Origin of the sequence: Streptomyces lavendofoliae, from assembly GCF_014649735.1 — a bacterium.
In the GTDB taxonomy this organism is placed as follows: domain Bacteria; phylum Actinomycetota; class Actinomycetes; order Streptomycetales; family Streptomycetaceae; genus Streptomyces; species Streptomyces lavendofoliae.
Window position 1 is genome coordinate 178,199 of record NZ_BMTP01000011.1, and the last position, 19,842, is coordinate 198,040.

15 protein-coding genes are annotated in these 19,842 nt (G+C 70.7%); 7 read left to right on the forward strand and 8 right to left on the reverse strand.

The window, feature by feature from the left end; translation table 11 throughout:
* Window positions 1–128: 128 nt before the first annotated feature.
* The 5 genes from IE109_RS21370 to IE109_RS21390 form a co-directional block, all read right to left on the reverse strand.
* Entirely contained in the window at window positions 129–914 is a 786-nt protein-coding gene (locus IE109_RS21370) for an urease accessory protein UreD (RefSeq protein ID WP_229891378.1), read from the reverse strand.
* A gap of 119 nt (window positions 915–1,033) precedes the next feature.
* Window positions 1,034–1,732: an urease accessory protein UreG gene (gene ureG / locus IE109_RS21375; protein WP_189552597.1), complete on the reverse strand. Its 699-nt coding sequence runs from the start codon at window positions 1,730–1,732 to the stop codon at window positions 1,034–1,036.
* 28 nt (window positions 1,733–1,760) lie between these two features.
* Entirely contained in the window at window positions 1,761–2,435 is a 675-nt protein-coding gene (locus IE109_RS21380; protein ID WP_189552599.1) for an urease accessory protein UreF, read from the reverse strand.
* A gap of 76 nt (window positions 2,436–2,511) precedes the next feature.
* Entirely contained in the window at window positions 2,512–4,350 is a 1,839-nt protein-coding gene (locus tag IE109_RS21385) for an urease subunit alpha (protein ID WP_189552601.1), read from the reverse strand.
* Window positions 4,334–4,996: an urease subunit gamma gene (locus tag IE109_RS21390; protein ID WP_189552603.1), complete on the reverse strand. Its 663-nt coding sequence runs from the start codon at window positions 4,994–4,996 to the stop codon at window positions 4,334–4,336. Before IE109_RS21390 ends, IE109_RS21385 begins: the two co-directional genes overlap by 17 nt.
* A 406-nt stretch (window positions 4,997–5,402) precedes the next feature.
* Here IE109_RS21390 and IE109_RS21395 point away from each other — a divergent pair, with 406 nt between their 5' ends.
* From IE109_RS21395 to IE109_RS21415, 5 genes are all read left to right on the forward strand, one after another.
* A complete protein-coding gene (locus IE109_RS21395) occupies window positions 5,403–5,555 on the forward strand; it encodes a hypothetical protein (protein ID WP_189552605.1) in 153 nt (50 codons plus the stop codon).
* A 93-nt stretch (window positions 5,556–5,648) separates the two neighbouring features.
* On the forward strand, window positions 5,649–6,875 hold the full coding sequence (locus IE109_RS21400) for a phenylacetate--CoA ligase family protein (protein ID WP_189552607.1): 1,227 nt from the start codon (window positions 5,649–5,651) through the stop codon (window positions 6,873–6,875).
* A 73-nt stretch (window positions 6,876–6,948) separates the two neighbouring features.
* Entirely contained in the window at window positions 6,949–7,527 is a 579-nt protein-coding gene (locus IE109_RS21405) for a glycine-rich domain-containing protein (RefSeq protein WP_189552609.1), read from the forward strand.
* A complete protein-coding gene (locus IE109_RS21410; RefSeq protein WP_229891380.1) occupies window positions 7,524–8,774 on the forward strand; it encodes an MFS transporter in 1,251 nt (416 codons plus the stop codon). Before IE109_RS21405 ends, IE109_RS21410 begins: the two co-directional genes overlap by 4 nt.
* Before the next feature lie 135 nt (window positions 8,775–8,909).
* A complete protein-coding gene (locus tag IE109_RS21415) occupies window positions 8,910–10,544 on the forward strand; it encodes a flavin-containing monooxygenase (protein ID WP_189552611.1) in 1,635 nt (544 codons plus the stop codon).
* A gap of 553 nt (window positions 10,545–11,097) precedes the next feature.
* Here the strand turns inward: IE109_RS21415 and IE109_RS21420 are convergent.
* Both IE109_RS21420 and IE109_RS21425 read right to left on the reverse strand, forming a co-directional pair.
* On the reverse strand, window positions 11,098–12,657 hold the full coding sequence (locus IE109_RS21420) for a SulP family inorganic anion transporter (RefSeq protein ID WP_189552613.1): 1,560 nt from the start codon (window positions 12,655–12,657) through the stop codon (window positions 11,098–11,100).
* A 17-nt stretch (window positions 12,658–12,674) separates the two neighbouring features.
* Window positions 12,675–13,256 (reverse strand): carbonic anhydrase, encoded by a 582-nt coding sequence (locus tag IE109_RS21425; protein ID WP_189552615.1) that lies wholly within the window; start codon window positions 13,254–13,256, stop codon window positions 12,675–12,677.
* A gap of 950 nt (window positions 13,257–14,206) precedes the next feature.
* Here IE109_RS21425 and IE109_RS21430 point away from each other — a divergent pair.
* Window positions 14,207–15,226 (forward strand): hypothetical protein, encoded by a 1,020-nt coding sequence (locus tag IE109_RS21430; protein ID WP_229891382.1) that lies wholly within the window; start codon window positions 14,207–14,209, stop codon window positions 15,224–15,226.
* 226 nt (window positions 15,227–15,452) lie between these two features.
* Window positions 15,453–16,352, forward strand: a complete 900-nt coding sequence (locus IE109_RS21435) for a macrolide 2'-phosphotransferase (protein ID WP_189552617.1) — start codon at window positions 15,453–15,455, stop codon at window positions 16,350–16,352.
* Window positions 16,353–16,934: 582 nt separating this feature from the next.
* Here IE109_RS21435 and rph read toward each other — a convergent pair.
* Window positions 16,935–19,532, reverse strand: coding sequence for a rifamycin-inactivating phosphotransferase (rph, locus tag IE109_RS21440; RefSeq protein WP_189552619.1), 2,598 nt, complete (start codon window positions 19,530–19,532; stop codon window positions 16,935–16,937).
* Window positions 19,533–19,842: the final 310 nt, after the last annotated feature.

Here is a 19,842-nt window from a genome sequence, read left to right on the forward strand (position 1 = left end):
GCGTCGAGGCCGAAAGTCCTCGCCGCCGGCTCGAAGAGTTCGTGGTCCTGCGCGAAGAGGGCAGCGTCGTTGGACGGCGCGATGCCTGCCCCGGGCCCTGCCCCCGGGCCGGATGTGCCGCCACGGAGTCACTGCTCGCCCTGGGCCTGTGGCGTCGGCGTCTGGTAGGCGTACGCGAGGGCGGCGTCCAGGAGGTGGCGCAGTTGGGCCGGTGTCGGGGCCACTGCGGTCGCGATGAGGGCCTGGGGGTCGGCCAGGGGAGTCAGTACCGCGTGGCCCTCGGCCGGGTCGTCGCCGATGAGATGCGGTTCCCGGGGACTGCGCAGCTGCGGGTCGACCAGGAGGAGTTGTCCGGTGGCGCGGTGGGTTCCGAGGACGGCGGGGCCGTCCCATGCCGGTGCCGGGTCGCCGTAGGCGGTGTGCTGCTCCAGGATCGGTCGTCCGCCGCGGCGGACGGTCAGGCGGGTGGAGAGGTGGCCCGGCGCCTCGCCGGAGCGGCCCAGGAGCTGTTCTTCTCGCATGAGCAGGTGGGCGGTGGCGGCGAGGTCGATGACGAACGTCTGGTGCAGAGTGCTGCCCCGGGTACTGATCAGGGGCTCGGGGAGCCAGTGCAGCATCGCGTGATCGCCCACCCTGACCCTCACGTCGTAGGTGGCTGGGGCGGTGGTGGGGCCACGCAGGGCGATGGTGGCGGCCGCAGTGGTCACCTCCAGACGGGCGTGTGCCTCGGCGCTGATGTCGAGGGCGAGCCGGTCCCCGCCGAGCGGCGCGCTCATCGCGCCGAGTACGCGGACGCGCGCCTGTCCTCCGCGGGCCCGTAGCCGGCGCAGGTGGAAGGGGCCGTCGTGGTGCAGGAGGGGGACCGTTGTGGTGCGGCCGTTGTGGCCGGCCCGGATCCGGGCGGTGGCGATCACTCCGGAAGGGTGCGCCGGGGCGGGTCCGGTGGAGCGCCGCTCGTATGGCGCACCGTCGGTTCGGAGGGGTTCGGCGGCCGGCGCCGAGCGCAGGGCCGGCATCCGCGCGGTGGTGGCGTTCACCGGGTGGATCCGGCGGCGTGCCAGGCGGCGAGGCACCTGGTGACCCAGTCGGCGACCGGTTGGACGCCGTCGGGGGTGGTGAGGCTGGTGAAGGCGTACGGCAGGTCCTTGCGCTGTTTGCGGGTGTCGGCCCTCATGGTGTCCAGGTTGACGCCGACGTAGGGGGCCAGGTCCGTCTTGTTGACGACGAGGAGATCGGCGGTGGTGATGCCGGGGCCGCCCTTGCGGGGGATGTCGTCGCCGCTGGCCACGTCGATGACGAAGACCTGGGTGTCGACGAGCCCGCGGGAGAAGGTCGCGGTGAGGTTGTCTCCGCCGGACTCGATGAGGATCAGGTCGAGCGGTCGCAGGCTCTGTTCGAGGTGTTCGACGGCTTCGAGGTTGGCGGAGATGTCGTCGCGGATGGCGGTGTGCGGGCAGGCCCCGGTCTCCACGGCGGTGATCCGTTCCGGTGGCAGGACGGCCTCGCGGCGCAGGAAGGCGGCGTCCTCCTGGGTGTAGATGTCGTTGGTGACCACGGCGATGGAGAGCCGGTCGCGCAGGGTGCGGCACAGTGCGGCCACGGTCGCGGTCTTGCCCGATCCGACGGGCCCGCCGAAGCCGATGCGCAGGGCGCGGCGGCTGCCGTCGGCGAGCAGCGGCTCGGCGCTGTGGGTGTGGCGGTGCGGCATGGTCACGGGGTGGTCGAGATGCACAGGTGCTCCAGGCGTCGATCAAAGCTGGTCAGGAAGCGAAAAGCCGGACGGTCCAGGCGGCGTGCTGCTCGGCGGCGATGTCCAGCAGGGGTGCCGAGGAGGCAGGCAGAACACCGACGCCCTCGACAGCGACGCGTCGCGCCGTATCGGTGGCGGCGTCGGCGACGGTGTCGAGTTCGCCGGCGAGCCGCGCCAGCACGGCGGTGGCGTCGAACGGGTCCAGGCTCAGCAGACGCACCGCGGCGGTCGCCGGACCGCCCACGCTCTCGTAGGCGGCGGCCTGTGCGGCGTCGAGTGGAGTGAGCCGGGCGGCGCGGGCGGTGACGCCGAGCACGACCGGCTGGTGGGCGCCCTGGGGCCGGTGGCGGGCGAGGTGGTCGAGGTCGGCGCTGGGCCAGGTGGCCCGGGCCGCGCGCATCAGCTGTCGGCCCAGGCGGCGCGCGATGTGGCGCAGCGCCGGTACGGGGGTGCGGGTGTCGGCGGCCTCGTCCAGGGCGAGGGCGTCGTAGCCGTCGGCGGCCGCTGCGGCGAGGCCGGCCGCGACCAGTCCCGCGGTGTGCAGCCGCCCCCGGCAGAACGCCTCCAGGCTCGAGGCGTCGTGGACCCGGCCGGAGGCGACGGCTGCCTCCATCCCGCCGGAATGGGCGTGCCCGCCGGCGGGGAAGCGGCCGTCGGCCAGGACGAGCAGGGCAGTGCGGCTCATGAGGTGGCGCCACCGCCTTTCGCGAAGGAGGTGCCGGGGCCGGCCGCGCGGGCGCGACCGGCCCCGGCGGAGCGGGTCAGAACAGGAAGTAGCGCTGTGCCAGTGGCAGCTCGGTGGCGTAGTTGCGTCCGACTTCCTGCCCGTCGACTGTGGTGCGGACGTCGGAGGTGGTGGCGCCGCCGATGGTGACGTCGAAGGTGTCGGGGTCGATGTCGATTGTGGGGACGCCGTTGTTGTGGATCATGTCGGCCTTGGTGACCCCCCGGGTGGAACGGATCGCGCGCAGGGGCTTGAGCAGCCCTGCCCGGGAGAGTTCGCCGTCGAGGGCGGCCTCGGCCACGAAGTTGCAGGAGTTCGCCGCCGGGGCGCGACCCTGGAAGCCCCAGACGGGGCGCGGGAGGTAGGGCTGCGGGGTCGGGATGGAGGCGTTGGCATCGCCGATCTGGGCGTAGGAGATCTGTCCGCCCTTGATGACCATGTGCGGCTTGACGCCGAAGAACTTCGGCTCCCACAGCACCAGGTCGGCGAGTTTTCCGGTCTCCACGGAGCCGACCTCGTGGTCGATGCCGTGGGTGATGGCCGGGTTGATCGTGTATTTGGCGACGTAGCGGCGGGCACGGAAGTTGTCCGCGTGCGCGTCGTCCTCGCGCAGGTGGCCGTAACGGGACTTCATGACGTGCGCCGTCTGCCAGGTCCGCATGATCATCTCGCCGATGCGGCCCATGGCCTGGGCGTCGGAGGACATCATCGAGATGGCACCCATGTCGTGCAGCAGGTCCTCGGCGGCCATGGTGGAGGGCCGGATTCGGGAGTCGGCGAACGCCATGTCCGCCTCGACCTCCGGATTGAGGTGATGGCACACGATCATCATGTCGACGTGCTCCTTGACGGTGTTGACCGTGAAGGGCCGGGTGGGATTCGTCGACGCGGGCAGCACGTTGGGTTTGCCGGCGAGGCTGATCATGTCGGGGGCGTGGCCGCCGCCGGCGCCCTCGATGTGGAAGATGTGCAGGCTGCGGTACTTGCCCTTCTTGGCCTTGCGGTCGGTCCTGGTGGCGGCGAAGGTGCTCTGTACGAAGCCGGCCTCGTTCAGCGAGTCGGCGTGCAGCGCGACCTGGACGCCGGTCTCCTCGCACACCGTCAGCGCGGCGTCGATCACCGCCGGGGTGGCTCCCCAGTCCTCGTGGATCTTGAAGCCGAGGGCGCCGGCCGAGACCTGGTCGTACAGCGACTTCTTCGAGACGGTGCTGCCCTTGGCGAGCAGGCCGATGTTCACCGGGAAGGCGTCCAGCGCCTCGAAGGTCCGCTGGATGTGCCACTTGCCGGGGGTGACAGTGGTGGCCGTGCTGCCCTCGGCCGGTCCGGTGCCGCCGCCGATCAGCGTCGTCACGCCCGACGCCACCGCCTCGTGGATCTGCTCCGGGCACAGGAAGTGCACGTGCGTGTCGACGCCGCCCGCGGTCAGAATGCGGCCCTTGCCGGAGATCACCTCGGTCTCGGGACCCACGACGAAGTCCGAGGCGCGCGGGTCGTCGTTGGGACGGGGCGTCATGGTCTCCGGGTTGTACGCCTTGCCGATGGCCCGGATGCGTCCGTCGCGCAGGCCGACGTCGGCCTTGACCACGCCCCAGTGGTCCAGGATCAGCGCACCGGTGATCACGGTGTCCACCGGCTCGCGGGGGTCGTCGCGGGGGATGTGCGACTGGCCCATCGACTCACGGATCACCTTGCCGCCGCCGAAGACCATCTCGTCGCCGCTGCGCCCCGGCCCGCCGCACCAGTCCGCGTCGATGCGCAGGACGAGATTGGTGTCGGCGAGCCGGACCCGGTCGCCGGCGGTCGGCCCGTACAGGTCGGCGTACCGGGTACGCGGCAGCGGGTCCCAGGGCTTGTCCTTCTCAGTGCTGTCCGGCATCGAGGTGCTTCTCCTCCTCGCTCTTGTCGGCCTGGAGTCCGTGGACGATCCGCTCGCCGGCGATCGGCACGAGCATCACGGTGCGCTTGTCGCCGGGCTCGAACCGTTCGGAGGTGCCGGACGGGATGTGCAGCCGCATTCCGTGGGCCGCCTCACGGCGGAACCTGAGTCCCTCGTTCGCCTCGGCGAAGTGGAAGTGGGAGCCCACCTGGATCGGGCGGTCCTTGGGGTTGCGCACCACCAGCGGCACGGGTGTCGCCCCGTCGTTGAAGGCCACCCGGTGTTCGTCCTCGTCCGGCAGCAGCTCCGGCTTACCGGGATGGACGTCCACCTCGGTGGACGCCTCGTCGAACGGCCTGCTGATGGTCACCAGCTTCGTGCCGTCCGGAAACGTCGCCTCGACCTGGACGTTGTCGACCATCTCCGGCACGCCGTCCATGACCTCGCTGCGCTGCAGCACATGGCGCCCTGACTCCATCACCGCATCGACCGTCGCCCCGGCCCGCGCCTCCTCATAGACATGCGCCGTCAGCAGCGCCATGACTTCGGGATAGTTCAGCAGCAGACCGCGTTCGCGCCGCCGCTGGGCGACATCAGCTGCCACGTGGACCAACAGACGCTCCTGCTCGTGCGGAGTCAGATGCATGCCGATCCCCCTCTCCTGTTCGTCGCTTCACCCGCGCGGCAAGCACCACGAAGCGCAGAGAAGACGCCGCCCTCGTAGCTTCCGCAGACCGATCCTGAGAGAGGGGAGGGCCTAGGGGCAGCGAAACGGACCAGTCGGCCCTGATGGAGTGAATCGGGATCACGGGGCACATTCCGGTCGCATTCGCAACAGCTCAGCACGCTGGCTGGTGCGTACGCCGGGGGACACGCGCGGTGGCGCTCCCCGGTCGACCGACCCGCGTGAAGGATGGGGTTCCGGCCAATCGGCAGAAGATCTATTGACGATTGATTGACCGTCTCTTTACCTTCGATGCCGATGGTTGATCGCCACAAAACCATTTCCTCATGAAAAAAGACGCATTTCTGCTACTCCTGGAGGTTTCGCCATGGAACAGCTCATCAAGCGCATGACTGAGGAGTCCGTGTGGCGCAAGTGGGTCGCTGTCAACTCCGCCCAGGCCGCGAAGGACGGGTGCATCAGCGCCACGTCCAAGAGCGGCTGCATCAGCGCCGCCCCCAAGAGCGGCTGCATCTCCTGACCCGCTGATGCTCCGCGCTGCCGGCGCGGCTGTCGCCGCGCCGGCACGCCCCGCTCACTCCTCCCCGCACTCGACCCGTCCCGGAGAGCTCCCTTGAACCGCCTGCCGAGCGCCGATGTCCTGGAAAAGGTGCGCGACATCCCGATCTACCGTTCCTCCGTCGAGCTCGGCCACTTCCCGATCCTGGAGAAGGCGGAGATCGCCCGGGGCTTCCCCGACAACTGGATGACCCCGGAGCTGGCCCGCGCGCTGGAGGCCGGAGAAGCCGAGTTCGTACTGTCCACCGGTACCAACCACGCTCGCATGCAGCTCATCCGGCCGCCCTACTTCCTGCTCCGCTCCTACTACCGCCTGTGGAGCGAACACCCCGACCTCGGCGCCTCGTGGCACGCGGGCGCCCGGCGGGTCTCGCTGACCACCGTCCTCGCCACCGAACACGTGGCGCGGGTGAACGCCCGCAAGCCCGGCGCGACTCCCGGGGAACGCTGGCTCGACGACCGTACGCTGTATCTCAACCTCCGGCTGGACCCCGCCGATTGGGACCGTGACGAGGTCGAGCGCATGCTCGCCGAGATCCGCGAGGCCGCCACCGCCCACTCCGGCGCCGGCTATCTGCTGGACTGCTCCGGCTACCACCTGGCGCACCTGATCCGGAAGGTCTCGGCATGGGGCCTGTGGGACGCGTTCCCCCGCCCGGCCGGCATCGTCCACGCCTATGAGTACACGCCGCTGAACGTCCGTGCCTATCTGCGCGCCCATTTCGACTGCCCGGTGGTCGACCTCTTCGGCAGCACCGAACTCGGCTACCTGTTCTACAGCGATACCGAAGGCGGTTACCAGCCCTACCTGGAGGACATGAGCGTCGAGCTGATCCCGGTGGAACCGGACAGCGGCATCCACAGCCTCATCGTCACCAGCGTCCGCAACCCCTACATGCCGTTGGTCCGCTACCGGTCCGGCGACTGTGTGCGCACCCGCGACGGCAGCGCCGACCCGGAGCGCATCGTCTCCTTCTGCGGGCGGGAGAAGGAACTGCTGCCCACTCCCGGAGGCCCCGTCTCCCAGGCCGACCTCGACGCCCGTATCGCCGGCATCCGCACTCGCGTCTTCCTGTACCAGTTGCACCTGACCGGCGAAGTCGGATCCCGCCTGTCGTACACGACCTTCGACGACGCGCCGCTGTCACCCGGCGAGACGGCCGAGCTGTCGGAGTCCGTCACCGCCTTGACCGGGCGTGCCTGCCAGGTGGAACACCGCACCGGAATCCCCATCGGGCGATCCGGCAAGTACGCCTGGCTGACCAGGTCCGACCCGTCCTGACCCCGTCCGTACCGGCCCTGCATGCGCGCGGGGCGTCCGACGCGCCCGGCGACGGCTTCCCGACAGGAGTCCCATGTCCACTTCCACAGCACCCTCCGCCCCCTCGGGCACCCCCGCCCGAGAAGTGCCCGACGTCGAGACATTGCTCGGCCCGGCTCTGCACGAGGAGGTGGTGCGGCACTTCACGGCCAAGCCCGACGCACCGTCCGCGTCCGTCGTACGGCACCAGGTCCGCGAGTGCCTGCGCTACCTCTACCTCCTCTCCCGCCACCCCGACCGGCTCGGCGGCCTCTTCCTCCCCGTCGAGCAGGACATCGACGAGATATGGCACTACCTGATCCTGCAGACGCGTGAGTACCGCGACCTGTGCGAGCGCCGGCTGCCCGGCGGTCACTTCATCCACCACCGGAGCATCTCCTACGACGACTACCGGGAAGCCCCCGGACGGGAGACCGCCGTCGAGGAGGCCCTGCGCTGGATTCCCCTCTACACGGTCGCGTTCGGTCCCTTCGACGCCGACGCCCTGCCGCACTGGACGATCGTGCGTTTCCTGCACGACGAACTCGGCATGTCCCTGGAGGAGATAGCCGCCCTGGCCGACGACGCTCGGACGCCCGACGGCACCGCGGCTCCGGTGGGGACCCACGCGTGACCCAGACGGCCCCGCCGATCCCTGTGCCGGGCCTCTCCCCGGAACGGCGTCGCGCTCTGACGGTCCTCGTCGCCTCGCAGATCCTCGGCGGTGCCGGAATGGCGGCCGGTATCACGGTCGGCGCGCTGCTCGCCCAGGACCTGCTCGGCTCGACCAGCCTGGCCGGGCTGCCGGCCGCGCTGTTCGCCGTGGGAGCGGCCCTCGGAGCGGCCGTCCTCGGACGCGTCTGCCAGCGCTTCGGGCGCCGCCGTGGGTTGCTGCTCGGCAATGGAGTCGCCGCGCTGGGCAGCGCGGGCGTGGTCGCCGGAGCTGCGGCGCGCTGGCCCGTCCTGCTCCTGGCCGCACTCTTCGTGTACGGGGCGGGTACGGTCACCGGGCTGCTCGCGCGTTACGCGGGTGCCGACCTCGCCCCGCCCGGGGGACGCGGCCGGGCTGCCGGAACCTTGTTGTTCGCCCTGACACTGGGCGCGGTCGCGGGCCCGAACCTGATCGGCCCCACCGGCACCCTCGCCCACGCCTGGGGCGTTCCGCGGCTGGCGGGGCCCTTCCTGCTGGCGGCGGCGGCCTACACGGCAGCAGCCCTGGTGCTGCTGCCGTGGCTGCGCCCGGACCCGCTGGGCCCGGCCCAGCCCCGGCAACCCGGCGGTACGGTGGCCGAGCCCGGCGCCGGACCCCACGGCTCCGTGCGCAGTGCCCCTGGTGTCGTCATCGGCGCCACTGTGATGATCACTGCCCAGCTGGTGATGATCGCCGTGATGACCATGACGCCCGTCCACATGACCGGCCACGGCCATGGGACGCAGGCGGTGGGTCTGGTCATCGCCCTGCACGTGGGCGCGATGTTCCTGCCGTCCCCCCTGAGCGGTCTGCTGGCGGACCGGATCGGCGGGCGGCGGGTCGCCGCCACGGCCGGCGTCGTCCTGCTGGGGGCCGGCCTGTTCGCGGGCCTTGCCCCACCGACCTCCGTCCCGCTGCTGGCCTGCGCGCTCGTACTGCTCGGCGTCGGCTGGAACCTGGCCCTGCTCGGCGGCACGGCCCTGATCACGGACGCCACCTCCGCCGAGAACCGCGCGTCGGTACAGGGCCTTGCGGACGTGGGGATGTCCGCGGCGGGCGCGACGGGCGGCATGGTCTCGGGCCTGGTGGCCGGCGGCAGCGGCTACCCGGCCCTGGCCATGGCGGCGGGCGCCCTCGCCCTCGCGGTGATTCCCGCGGTGGCGCTGAGCAGGAGAGGCCGAAGCCGGTGAGAAGGGCCGGGAGCACGCGGCGGCGGGTCCCGGCCATCCGTCACGACGAGACCACCACCGGCCACGCCGCCTCCTTCGCACCGCAGGCCTCCACACCCGGTCCGCGAGGTGACGCGGAAGAACAGGAGATTCCCGATGGTTGCCACCCCCGGCCCGCCCTCCGCCCCCCACTCGGTCGATGCCGTCGTCGTCGGGGCCGGACTCTCCGGTCTCTACCAGCTGCACCGGCTGCGTGAACTCGGCCTGACGGCGGTGGTCTTCGAGGCCGGTGCCGACATCGGCGGAACCTGGTACTGGAACCGGTACCCCGGGGCCCGCTGCGACATAGAGAGCATGTCCTACTCCTACTCCTTCTCCCCGGAACTGGACCAGGAGTGGGAATGGAGCGAACGGTACGCCTCCCAACCGGAGATCCTGCGGTACATCCACCACGTGGCGGACCGGTTCGACCTGCGCGGGGACGTCGTACTGGGCACCCGGGTCACCCGTGCCGTGTACGACGAGGACAGACACCTCTGGCGGGTCTCCACGAACACCGCCCGGGTGGTCACCGCCCGGTTCGTCATCCTGGCGACGGGCTGCATGTCGGCCCCCAAAGCCCCGGAGATACCGGGCGCCGACAGCTTCACGGGCCAGATCCACCACACCGCCCGGTGGCCGCACGAGGGCGTCTCCTTCACCGGCCGGCGGGTCGCCGTGATCGGCACCGGGTGCTCCGGTGTCCAGGCCATCCCCGTTGTCGCCGCCGAGGCGGCCGCCCTCACCGTCTTCCAGCGCACCCCGGCCTACGTGCTCCCGGCCCACAATCGCCCGCTGCGCACCACGGAGGTCGAGGAACTCAAGGCCCAGTACCCGTGGTTCAGGCAAGCCCAGCGGTCGTCCAGGGGAGGAACCGTCTTCGAGCCACCGACCCGGTCGGCCCTGGAGGCGGACGAGGCGGAGCGCACGGCGTCCTACGAGGCAGCCTGGGACTCAGGTCTGCTGAACGGGCTGCTGCGCACCTACACCGACATCCTGACCGACGAGACGGCCAACGAGACCGCGGCCGAGTTCATCCGGTCCAAGATCCGGTCGATCGTCACCGATCCGGCGACAGCCGAACTGCTCTCCCCGCGCACGTTCCCCTTCGCGACCAAGCGACCGTGCTTGGGCACCGGCTATTACGCCACCTACAACCTGCCGCACGTGACGCTGGTGGATCTCCGCACGACGCCGATCGAGACCATCACGCCCCGGGGCATCCGCACCTCGGACGGGGAGCACCTCGTCGACACGATCGTCCTTGCCACCGGCTTCGACGCCCTGACCGGCTCCCAGCTCGCCATCGACATCGTGGGCAAGGGCGGGGTGAGCCTCCGTACGAAGTGGGCGGACGGCCCCCGGAACTATCTGGGACTCGTCTCGTCCGGCTTCCCCAACCTCTTCACCGTCCTGGGACCGCTCAGCCCGTCCGTGCTCACCAACATCGCGGTGTCCCTGGAGCAGCAGGTCGAGTGGATCACCGACTGCATCGCCCACCTTCGGGAGCGTGGGCTCACCGAGATCGACGCCACCCCGAGGGCCGAGGCGGACTGGGGCACGCGGGTGGCAGACCTCGCCGCCCGAACGCTCTACCCTGCGGTGGACTCCTGGTACACAGGAGCCAACGTTCCGGGCAAACCCCGGGTGTTCCTGGCCTATGCCGGCGGACTGGACCGGTACCGGGAGGAATGCGACGCCGTGAGCCGGGGCGGCTACACCGGCTTCGTCCTCTCCGCCTCACCCTCCTGAGGGCGGGCGGGTGCGGCGCCGACCCAGTTGCGTGACGGACCCCACCGGGTTCCGCCGGGCGCGGCGCCCGACGGAGACAACACCGCGGCCCGGGTCGGGGCCGGCCGGCGCGGCCCCCGGCGACCGTCGTCGCTGGTCGGGGGGCCGGATCCCGCTGACTCAACCGGTGGGGGACAGGCTGGGGGCAGGTCGGCACTTCACGCGACGCTGCTCCGGCTGAGACCACGAGGGCGGTGACGCGAGGTGGCGGAGTGCCGGATGCGGGTGCCGAGCCGAGCCGGCTGTGCGGGCCCGCCGGGTCGCGGGAGTGCGACGCATCCCCGCGGGCACGCGCGTGTGCGACGCGCCCCGGCCGCGAGTCGCACACGGTCGGGTTCGCGAAAGAGGGACGCGGTCGGCGAACCCGCCGTCCAGGCCATCGGGCGGCCCCGGGGTGGGCCGACAACCACTCCACCTCGCCACCGGCCACGTGCCTTTGCGCCGGCGGCCGGACAGGCCGCAACCGCGCCCCTCTCGTGAAACGCTCACCGTTTCGCGACGGCTCCCACTTCGCTCAGCCCCTGGGGCCCCCGTTGTACACGGGAGGTGCCCCGCCCGCGGCCTTCTGCAACTCGCCGCGGGTCGCGGTGACCACGGCTGCCGGGACCAGGACGGTTTCGGTGACCTTCACGGGTTCCGTACCGGCCTCGCTGTGCCGCTCGGCCCAGTTCTCCAGCGCCGTGCGGCAGGCGTGGTCCAAGTGGTGCAGCCCGGTGAGGTCCAGCTCGATCGGACGGTCCTGCGGCAGGGCCTCCAGGCTGCCGAGGATCTTCGGCAGCCGCAGGAAGGTCGCGTTGCCCGACAGGTACACCTGGACGGGACCGGCTCCCTTGTCGATGACCTCCAGCTTGTTGTGCGAGGCGTCCCAGGCGGTTTTGATCACGGACAGCGCCAGTCCGATCAGCACGCCCTCGAACATGTTCACCGCGACGATGGAGACGGCCGTGACCGCCAGGATCAGAGCCTCGCCCCGGTGGGAACGCCACAGCGCCGCGGTCTGACGGAAGGGGATCAGCTTCCAGCCCGCGTGGATCAGGATGCCGGCCAGTGCGGGAATCGGTATCAACGCCAGGGCGGACGGCAGCGCGGCGGCGAACAGCAGGAGCCATACGCCGTGCAGCACCCGGGACGCCTTGGTCTTCGCACCCGCCGCGACGTTGGCGGAGCTGCGCACGATCACCGCGGTCATCGGCAGCGCGCCGAGCGCACCGCAGATCGTGTTTCCCGCGCCTTGGGCGATCATCTCCTTGTCGTACTGGGTACGCGGGCCGTCGTGCAGCCGGTCCACCGCGGCGGCGCTGAACAGGCTCTCCGCGGAGGCGATCAGGGCGAAGGCGACGATGGTGCCCCAGATGGCCGGGGAAGCCAGCTCGCCGAAGGCCGCGGAGCCGGGCGGCTGGATCACACCGAGCAGCCCCTCCACTTCGACCGTGGCGACCGGCAGGCCGAAGACGAGCGCGGTCACCGTGGCCAACAGCACCGCCGCGAGGGCGCCGGGCACAGCCTGCGCTGCCTTCGGCATCCTCTTCCACAGCACGATGATGGCGATGGTTCCCGTACCGATCGCCAGCGAGGTGAGGGCCGCGGTGCTGCTCAGGGCGTCGGTGACCGCTCCCGGCAGCCCTGCGATCTTGCCGAGGCCGGTGTCGGGCGCCTTCAGGCCGGCCGCCGCGTAGATCTGACCGGCGATGATCACCAGGCCGATGCCGCAGAGCATGCCCTCGACGACGGAGACGGATATCGCCCGGAACCAACGGCCCACCCGCGAAAAGCCCATGGCGAGCTGGAGCAGTCCGGCGACCAGCACGATGACGCCGAGCGCGGACACCCCGAACTCGCTGACGGCCTCGAAGACCAGCACGGTCAGGCCGGCGGCGGGCCCGGACACCTGGAGGCTGCTGCCGGGCATGAGCCCGGTGATGATGCCTCCCACGATACCGGTGACCAGGCCCAGTTCGGCCGGGACCCCGGAGGCGACCGCCACACCGACGCACAGCGGCACGGCGACCAGGAAGACGACGAGGGAGGCGGTGAAGTCCTGCCGCCAGTAAGGAAACTTCGACAGTACGTTCATGGTGGTCACCGGTCCCCTCAGAGCCTCTCGAAGGTGTCGGACCCCGCCTGGTACGCGTGCACGGTTCCGGTGTGCACCTCGTAGTACCAGGCGTGCAGTCCCAGTCGGCCGTCCGCCAAGCGCTTGTCGACGCACGGGTACGAGCGCAGCCGCAGAACCTGGGCCAGGACGTGGTTCTGCACCGCCTCGGCCACCGTCGGATCGCCGCTGTCGGCGCACCGGGGTTCGTCGGCGGCGTACGTGAGCCACTCGCGCACAGCCGGTACGGGGGTCAGGTCGTCACCGCGCACCAACGCGCCGACGGCCCCGCAGTGGGAGTGGCCGCAGACCACGATGTCCCTGACCCCGAGCACCTCCACCGCGTACTCGATGGTGGCCGCCTCGCTGGTGGGGTGCGCGGAGGCGTACGGCGGGACGATGTTGCCCGCGGTCCGCAGCTCGAACAGCTCGCCGGGCCGGGCGCCCGTGATCAGAGCCGGAACGACCCGGGAATCGGAGCAGGTGATGAACAGGACGTCGGGGGTCTGCCCTTCGGCGAGGCGGGCGAACTCCTCAGGGCGCCGTCCGAACGTACGGGCGTTGTCGATGAGGGACTGCATGGTGGGGTAACTCCTCCTGGCGCGCGTGGGGGCGCGTCGGGCCTGCAGGACAGGGACGGGGTGGATTCTCTGTTGCTCGGCAACGGAAGACCTGGAGCGCGGCCGGGGTCGGGGCCGACGGCGGTCTCGGAGCGCGGTGGTGGCGGCCCCGGACCGGAGTGCTTCCTGTATCGACGACAGGCTCGGTGTCAGCTGCGGACGGGCGGGCGCTCCCGGGACGGCGTCCGGGACGCGGAGCCGGTCGCGGGTGCGCCGGAGGCCGCGCCGGGGCCGTGGGAACGGCCGATGGCGCGGCAGAGGGCGACCTCGTCGCGCGGCGCCTCCCCGGTAGAGGGTGTTCCGGGGCGTCACGCCTTCGCGGCAGGATCACTTTCGGCCTGACTCCGCGCCTCCGTAGAGCGGACGGTGTGCGCGGATGCGAAGGATGCGAGCGGTGCGAAGAACCGGAGGCGAACGGGACGGACATCAGGTCCCCGGTCGTCGCCCGGGGCGTCACAGCACGGAACATGCGCCCCCCTTCCACCAGTTCGCGTCCATAGCGCGTGCCAATACATGGTCAACCATTGGTCAAGAAATACATTACCCGGCAAAGTCGTTTGCAGGGTTAACTCAACGTTTCGAGGGCCAAGAGGGCCTGAAAACCGCAGGTGGTTGGCGCGAATCGGCCCTTGGTGGACCGGGCCGGACCGGGCGGACGCGGTGGGCCGCGGCCTGTCCGGGCCGGGACACGAGTGCGGGCGCAGTCGCCCGCACACGCCCACCACCCGGCGATGGCCGGCACTCCCACGTCTCTCCCCGACACAACACGTCCCGGCCGCCGGGCAGACCGTGGTCAAGGGGGTGTGCGGTACCCGCGGGGCCTTTCGGTCACCTGCTGAAGGTGAGGCGAGCGCAACAGCTACAGTCTCTTGCTCTTCACGCGTCAACATCATCGAAGGGGGATGCCTCGCATGCGTCTCAAAGGCCGGCTCACCGCCCGTTTCGGTGGCACCTTCGCCGCATCCGTTCTCACTTTCGGCTGCCTTGTGGGTACCGCCGCTCCCGCGCGGGCTTCGCCGACAGAGCCGTTCGACTACCAGGTGACGCCCGGGGCCGACCCGTACCGCGACATCCCCGGTACGGAGGTGACCTTCACGGCGGTGGCAGGGGAGCGTTCCTACCTCTGGTCCCGCAACGTCGTCGTCTCGAACGTCACCAGCCTCCGTGAGGAGGACGTGGTGGGCACCACTCTCTCCATCCGCTGCTCCTACGCCGGCGGGACCCCGGAGACCGCCCCGCTGCCCGCGAAGGTGGAAGCCGGTGCGTACTGGGCGGCCAACTTCCTGCCCACGAAGGAGACGGCGCAATCACCGACGGTGCGATGGGCGTTCGTCGCGCCCGAGCAAGGCACGTACAGCTGTCGCCTGTCGGTCACCAGCTACTCCAGCATCGTCGCCTCCGGCCGCGAAGTGACCATGCGGGTCGACCCCGGCGCGGAACTCGCCCGGGCCACGTACCCGTACACGGCCCGCTGGACGCTGCCGGAGGAGAACCAGCGGGTGGTGGAGTCCGGCACCACCGCGACAACCCTCGGCTATACGATCGCTCCCACCGGCGCCGACCGGATAGCCGTCGTACAGGACACCGCCCTGACCACCTGCAAGGCCGGCTCCAAGATCTGCCCGGGTGGCACGACCGCGTACGACGGCACCAGCGTTCAGACATGGATAGAGGCCCAGCCGCAGCGCCCGGACGGCACCCGGTGCGGCAGCCCCAAGGTGAGCACGACCGCCACCTGGCGCATCTCGGATGCCAAGCACCACCAGGCGTCGGCCAACACGCTCTACCTTGCCACCGCCGACCTCGGCGGCTGCCCCCGGGTCCGGGTGTCACTGAAGGTCAGGAACACGTGGGGCAACCCTGTGGTGATCCACGCGGGGCACGTCACCGGGCACATCGCCCGCACGCATGGCCTGGCCTTTACGTACTGACATCGGGGAAGGGCCACGTCGTGCCCGGGTGCCTTCCACGCCGCGCTCCGGCCGGAACAGCAGGGCAGAGCACGGTCACCCGGCGGCCACCACGGAGCACGCTCCTCCTGGTGGAGACAGGCCATGTCTGACGGAGGCGTTCTCAGGCAACCGTTCCCCTCAACACAGGTCTGAGAGCGGCGAAATCAGGTGGATCCGTGGCACCGGCCGGTGAGAGCGTGTGCGCATGAGCAACATCGACGACATCATCGCCCTGGCGACCTCCCACGGCGTGCACCTGATTCCCACGACTGCGGATCTGAACGAGGCAGGACTGGACTACCAGGTCGTCATGGCCTCCGAGCGCTCCGGACGACGATGGGTGCTGCGCGTGCCGCGTCGTCCGGACGTCTCGTCCGGGATGACCGCCGAGGCACGGATCCTCCACCTCGTGGGCCCGGCACTGGCGGTTGACGGCGTGGCTGTGCCCGACTGGCAGGTGCGCGAGCCGGATCTCGTCGCATACCCGGCCCTGCCCGGAGCGCCCGGCCTGACCCTGAGCGCTGCCGGCGAGCCCCAGTGGCACATGGACCCGGCCAGTCCGGACTACGCCGCACGGCTGGGCCGCCTTCTGGCACGCCTGCACTCCATCACTCCCGCCCAGGCCGAGGCCGCCGGGGTCGAAGTGCGCACCCCCGAGCAGGTCCGGCAGGCGTGGCGGGACGACATCGAGAAGGTGCGCGCGGAGTTCACCGTCGCGCCCGAGCTCGCGGAGGACTGGGAGGCATGGCTGGCCGACGACTCCTGCTGGCCCCAGGCCACAGTGATGACCCACGGCGAGATCTACCCCGCACACGTCCTGCTCGCCGAGGACGGCAAGATCACCGGAGTGCTGGACTGGACCACAGCGCGCGTGGACGACCCGGCCCGCGACTTGTCCGCCCAATACGGCGCAGCGGGAGAGAAGATGCTACAGGTCACCCTGGACGCCTACGCCGCAGCCGGCGGGCGCCCGCACCCGGGGCTGGCCGCGCAGGCCAAGCACCTGTGGGAGGCAGCCCCGATCGGGTTCGCCCTCTACGCGCTGATCACCCGCACCGAGGCAGACCTCGCGACTGCCGCGGCGATGCTGGAGAAACGGACCTGACCCGGCCGCCCGCCCACGTCGGCGAGCAGCGGCGCCGATGCGGGCTCGCCGAGCGCGCCGAGGTGGTCGCGGCCGCGTGCCGGGCGGCGCTGGACGCGGTGCTGCGCTTGGCTGGCCGCGTGCCGAGCGGCGCCGGCCGGGGGCTGGCCCGACCGGCCCCGGGACGCCGCTGTGCGGGCACTCGGCTCGGTAGGGGAGTCTGTCTGCCCGACTCGCCGTTGTCGTACCTCGTGTGCGGACCACGCTCGCAGCGCTCGGCGACCGGGGACGGTGGCGACAGTGGAGGACCTGGCGCGGCGGACCACCATGAGCCCCGTGGACGGCGAGGCACAGAAGAACGAGCCACGCCATCTGGCTCGGGCTCCCGGAAGGCCACAGCCCACCAGGTCCGCGCCGTAACCGCATCGGCCCCGGCCCCCTCGTCCACCCGCTGCCCGCTGCTTGTGTGCGAGATGCTGCAACACATATGACTCACGGGCAGCAGGGTGGGAAGGACGCCTGGACGAGGACCGGGCACCGCCCTGTCCGATGCGGTGGTCATCCCTGGTGGAACCTACGGAAGCGTCTTCTCGGCCTGACCGGTCAAGGCAGGATCTCGATGTAACCGTCGGTTCCGTGTACGCGGATGCGCTGGCCGTCCTGGATCGAGCGGGTGGCCTGCTCCACGCCGACGACGGCTGGCAAGCCGTACTCCCGGGCGATCACCGCGCCGTGGGTCATCAGGCCGCCCACCTCCGTCACCAAGCCCGCTATGCCGACGAACAGGGGCGACCAACTGGGGTCCGTGAAAGCCGTGACCAGGATGTCGCCCGGTTCGAGATCGGCCTGCGCCATGTCCAGGATGACGCGGGCCCGTCCCTCGACGGTCCCGCCGGAAACCGGCAGGCCGACCAGGGCACCGGCCGGCACGTCGTCGCGTCGGTAGGCACCGTTGACGGTCTCGCCCTCCGAGGTGAGGACCCGGGGCGGTGTGAGCGCGTGGTACGACCGGAACGCCTCCTTGCGCTGCTGGATGAGCCGGTCGTCGACCTGCTTCGAACGCACGACGTCGTGGAGCTCCTGGAAGGTGAGGTAGAAGACGTCCTCCTTGTCGCGGAGCACGCCGCCCTGCGCGAGACGCTCGGCCTCCGCCATCAACGCCTGCTTGTAGACGAAGTAGCGGCTGATGATGCCGTACTTGGGGTACTCCCGGTATCCGATGAAGGTCCGGACCCGGTCGATCATCTTCTTGGTCTCGTCCGCTTTGCTGTCCCCGTCGGACAGGGCCCGCAGGCGGGACAGCACGTCCTGTTCCTTCTTGAGCGCCTTCTGCCGGCCTTCCTCGAAGCGCCGCTCGGCCGCGCCCGGTTCGAAGTTCCTGACGTTGTCGAGGATCGCGGGCACGAGCGTGCTGGGGCGTTCACGCCAGCGGGGCCGCGTGATGTCGATCTCTCCGACGCAGCGCATGCCGTACCGGTCGAGGTATGCCTCGATGGCGTCGCGCGCTTCGGGCCCGCCCGGAAGCTTCGCCAGCTCGTCGAGGAAGCTGTCGTCCTCGACGGCCTGCAGGAACGCCACCACCTCCGGATGGGGACGGATCACGTCCGCGACGTCGAGCAGCTCCAGTCCCATCTCCGAGGTGATGTTGCCGGGGGCGGACAGCGTAAGAGTGTCAGCCGCGTTCTTCTCGCCCAGCCACTCGTGCAGTTTGTCGTTGAGCCACCACGTGGACTCCATCCCCGCCATGATCGCCTGGAAACTCAGCGGATCGGTGAGGACCCGCTTGTGCTCCTCGAAGGCCTCCAGCAGGAAGTCGAACAGCGCCGGTCCGCTCTTCGCTGCGATGTCGCGCCGTAGGGCGGCGACGGACGCCTCGCTGCGCTCGATCAGCCGGGTGACGACGGCCGGGTCGGTCTCGATCGGGGCGGGCGCGCCGCCGGCGGGACGGCCACCGGGCTCCGGGTCCGGCAGTGAGGGGATCAAGTCGTCCCGGTCGAGGACCGTCTCCAGGGCGTCCTTGGTCAACGGATCGGACCTCCCCACCAGGTTTACGAGGTTGGCGCGGCTCGCGGGCGAGGACAGCGCGCGGGTGGCGTCGACGAAGAGCCTCCCGCCGGCATCGCACATCGGCGCCATGGCCGTCAGCTTCCACAAGGAGAGCCCCAGGGGCTTCATGGGGTCGGTCATCATCTGCTGATGGCCGACGGAGACGTAGACGTGATTCTCCTGGTCGTCGGTCTCCGGGATGGGGAACAGCGTCGTGATCGGCCGGCTCTGCACGATCTGGAAGCCGCCGTCGGCCAGGCACCATTCGATGTCCTGCGGGCTGCCGAAGTGCGCCTCGATCCGGCGCCCGAGCTGTACCAGCCGCACGACCTGCGCATCCGTCAGCGCCGGCTGCTCCCGCTGCCGCGAGTCGACGGACCTCGTCTGCGTACCGCCGTCCGGCAGCGCGTGCACGGCACGCTCTTTGGCGGCGATCGTCCTGGCGATGACCTGGCCGTCTCGCACCTTGAAGACGTCCGGATTCACCAGGCCGGAGACCAGGGCCTCGCCCAGCCCGAAGCCGGCGTCCACGGTCGCGACCTTCCGGTTCCCCGTCACCGGATCGGCCGTGAACAGGATCCCGGCCGCCTCGGAGAAGACCATCCGCTGCACGACCACGGCCATGTCGACCGTGCGATGGTCGATGCCGTTCCGCTGACGGTAGGTCACGGCCCGCTCGGTGAACAGCGAGGCCCAGCAACGGCTGACGTGCCGGAGGATCGCCTCCGGCCCCACGACGTTCAGGTACGTGTCCTGCTGGCCCGCGAACGACGCCGTCGGCAAATCTTCCGCCGTCGCGCTGGACCGGACCGCGTAGGCGGCCTGCTCGCCGAGCCGGGCGAGCGCGGCGGTGATCGCCGCCGCGAGATCGCCGGGGACGGCGATCTCCTCGATGGTCCGGCGGACCTGCGCGCTGAGGCTTCGGATCGCCTCCCGGTCGTCGGGGTTCAGCAGCGACAGCCGATCGAGGTGGTCCCCGATCGACGGCGCTTCCGCCACGATCCGCCGGAAGGCGTCAGTCGTCACACAGAACCCCGCCGGCACGCTGACGCCTTCGATCCGCGACAACGTGCCCAGGTGCGCGCCCTTGCCGCCGACGACCGCGACCTGTGTCTCGTCGACCTCCTGGAGGCCCCGTACGAACTGCTCGGTCATCGCGACACCACCGACGCGGCCGTGCTCCATCGTCCTGCGTCTGCAGCTCGGGCCGGCAGCGTCTCCAGCGCTGCCGAACCGCCCACCGAGCAGGTCCTCATATTCAACACACGCACCTCGTGTCCCCGTTTCCGCAGGTTGTGGCCTTGGCCGACGATTCTGCGCCATGATGGGGGCCTTGCCGCAAGCCCCCCGATGCGCTATACCTTGGGAGAGGCAAGGAGATCTCTCTCCTTGCCTTCGGTGTTTCCCGGGGAGTCACTCGTGGTGAGGGACGCGGCAGCAGCCGAGGTAGGTTCAGAACAGGTCC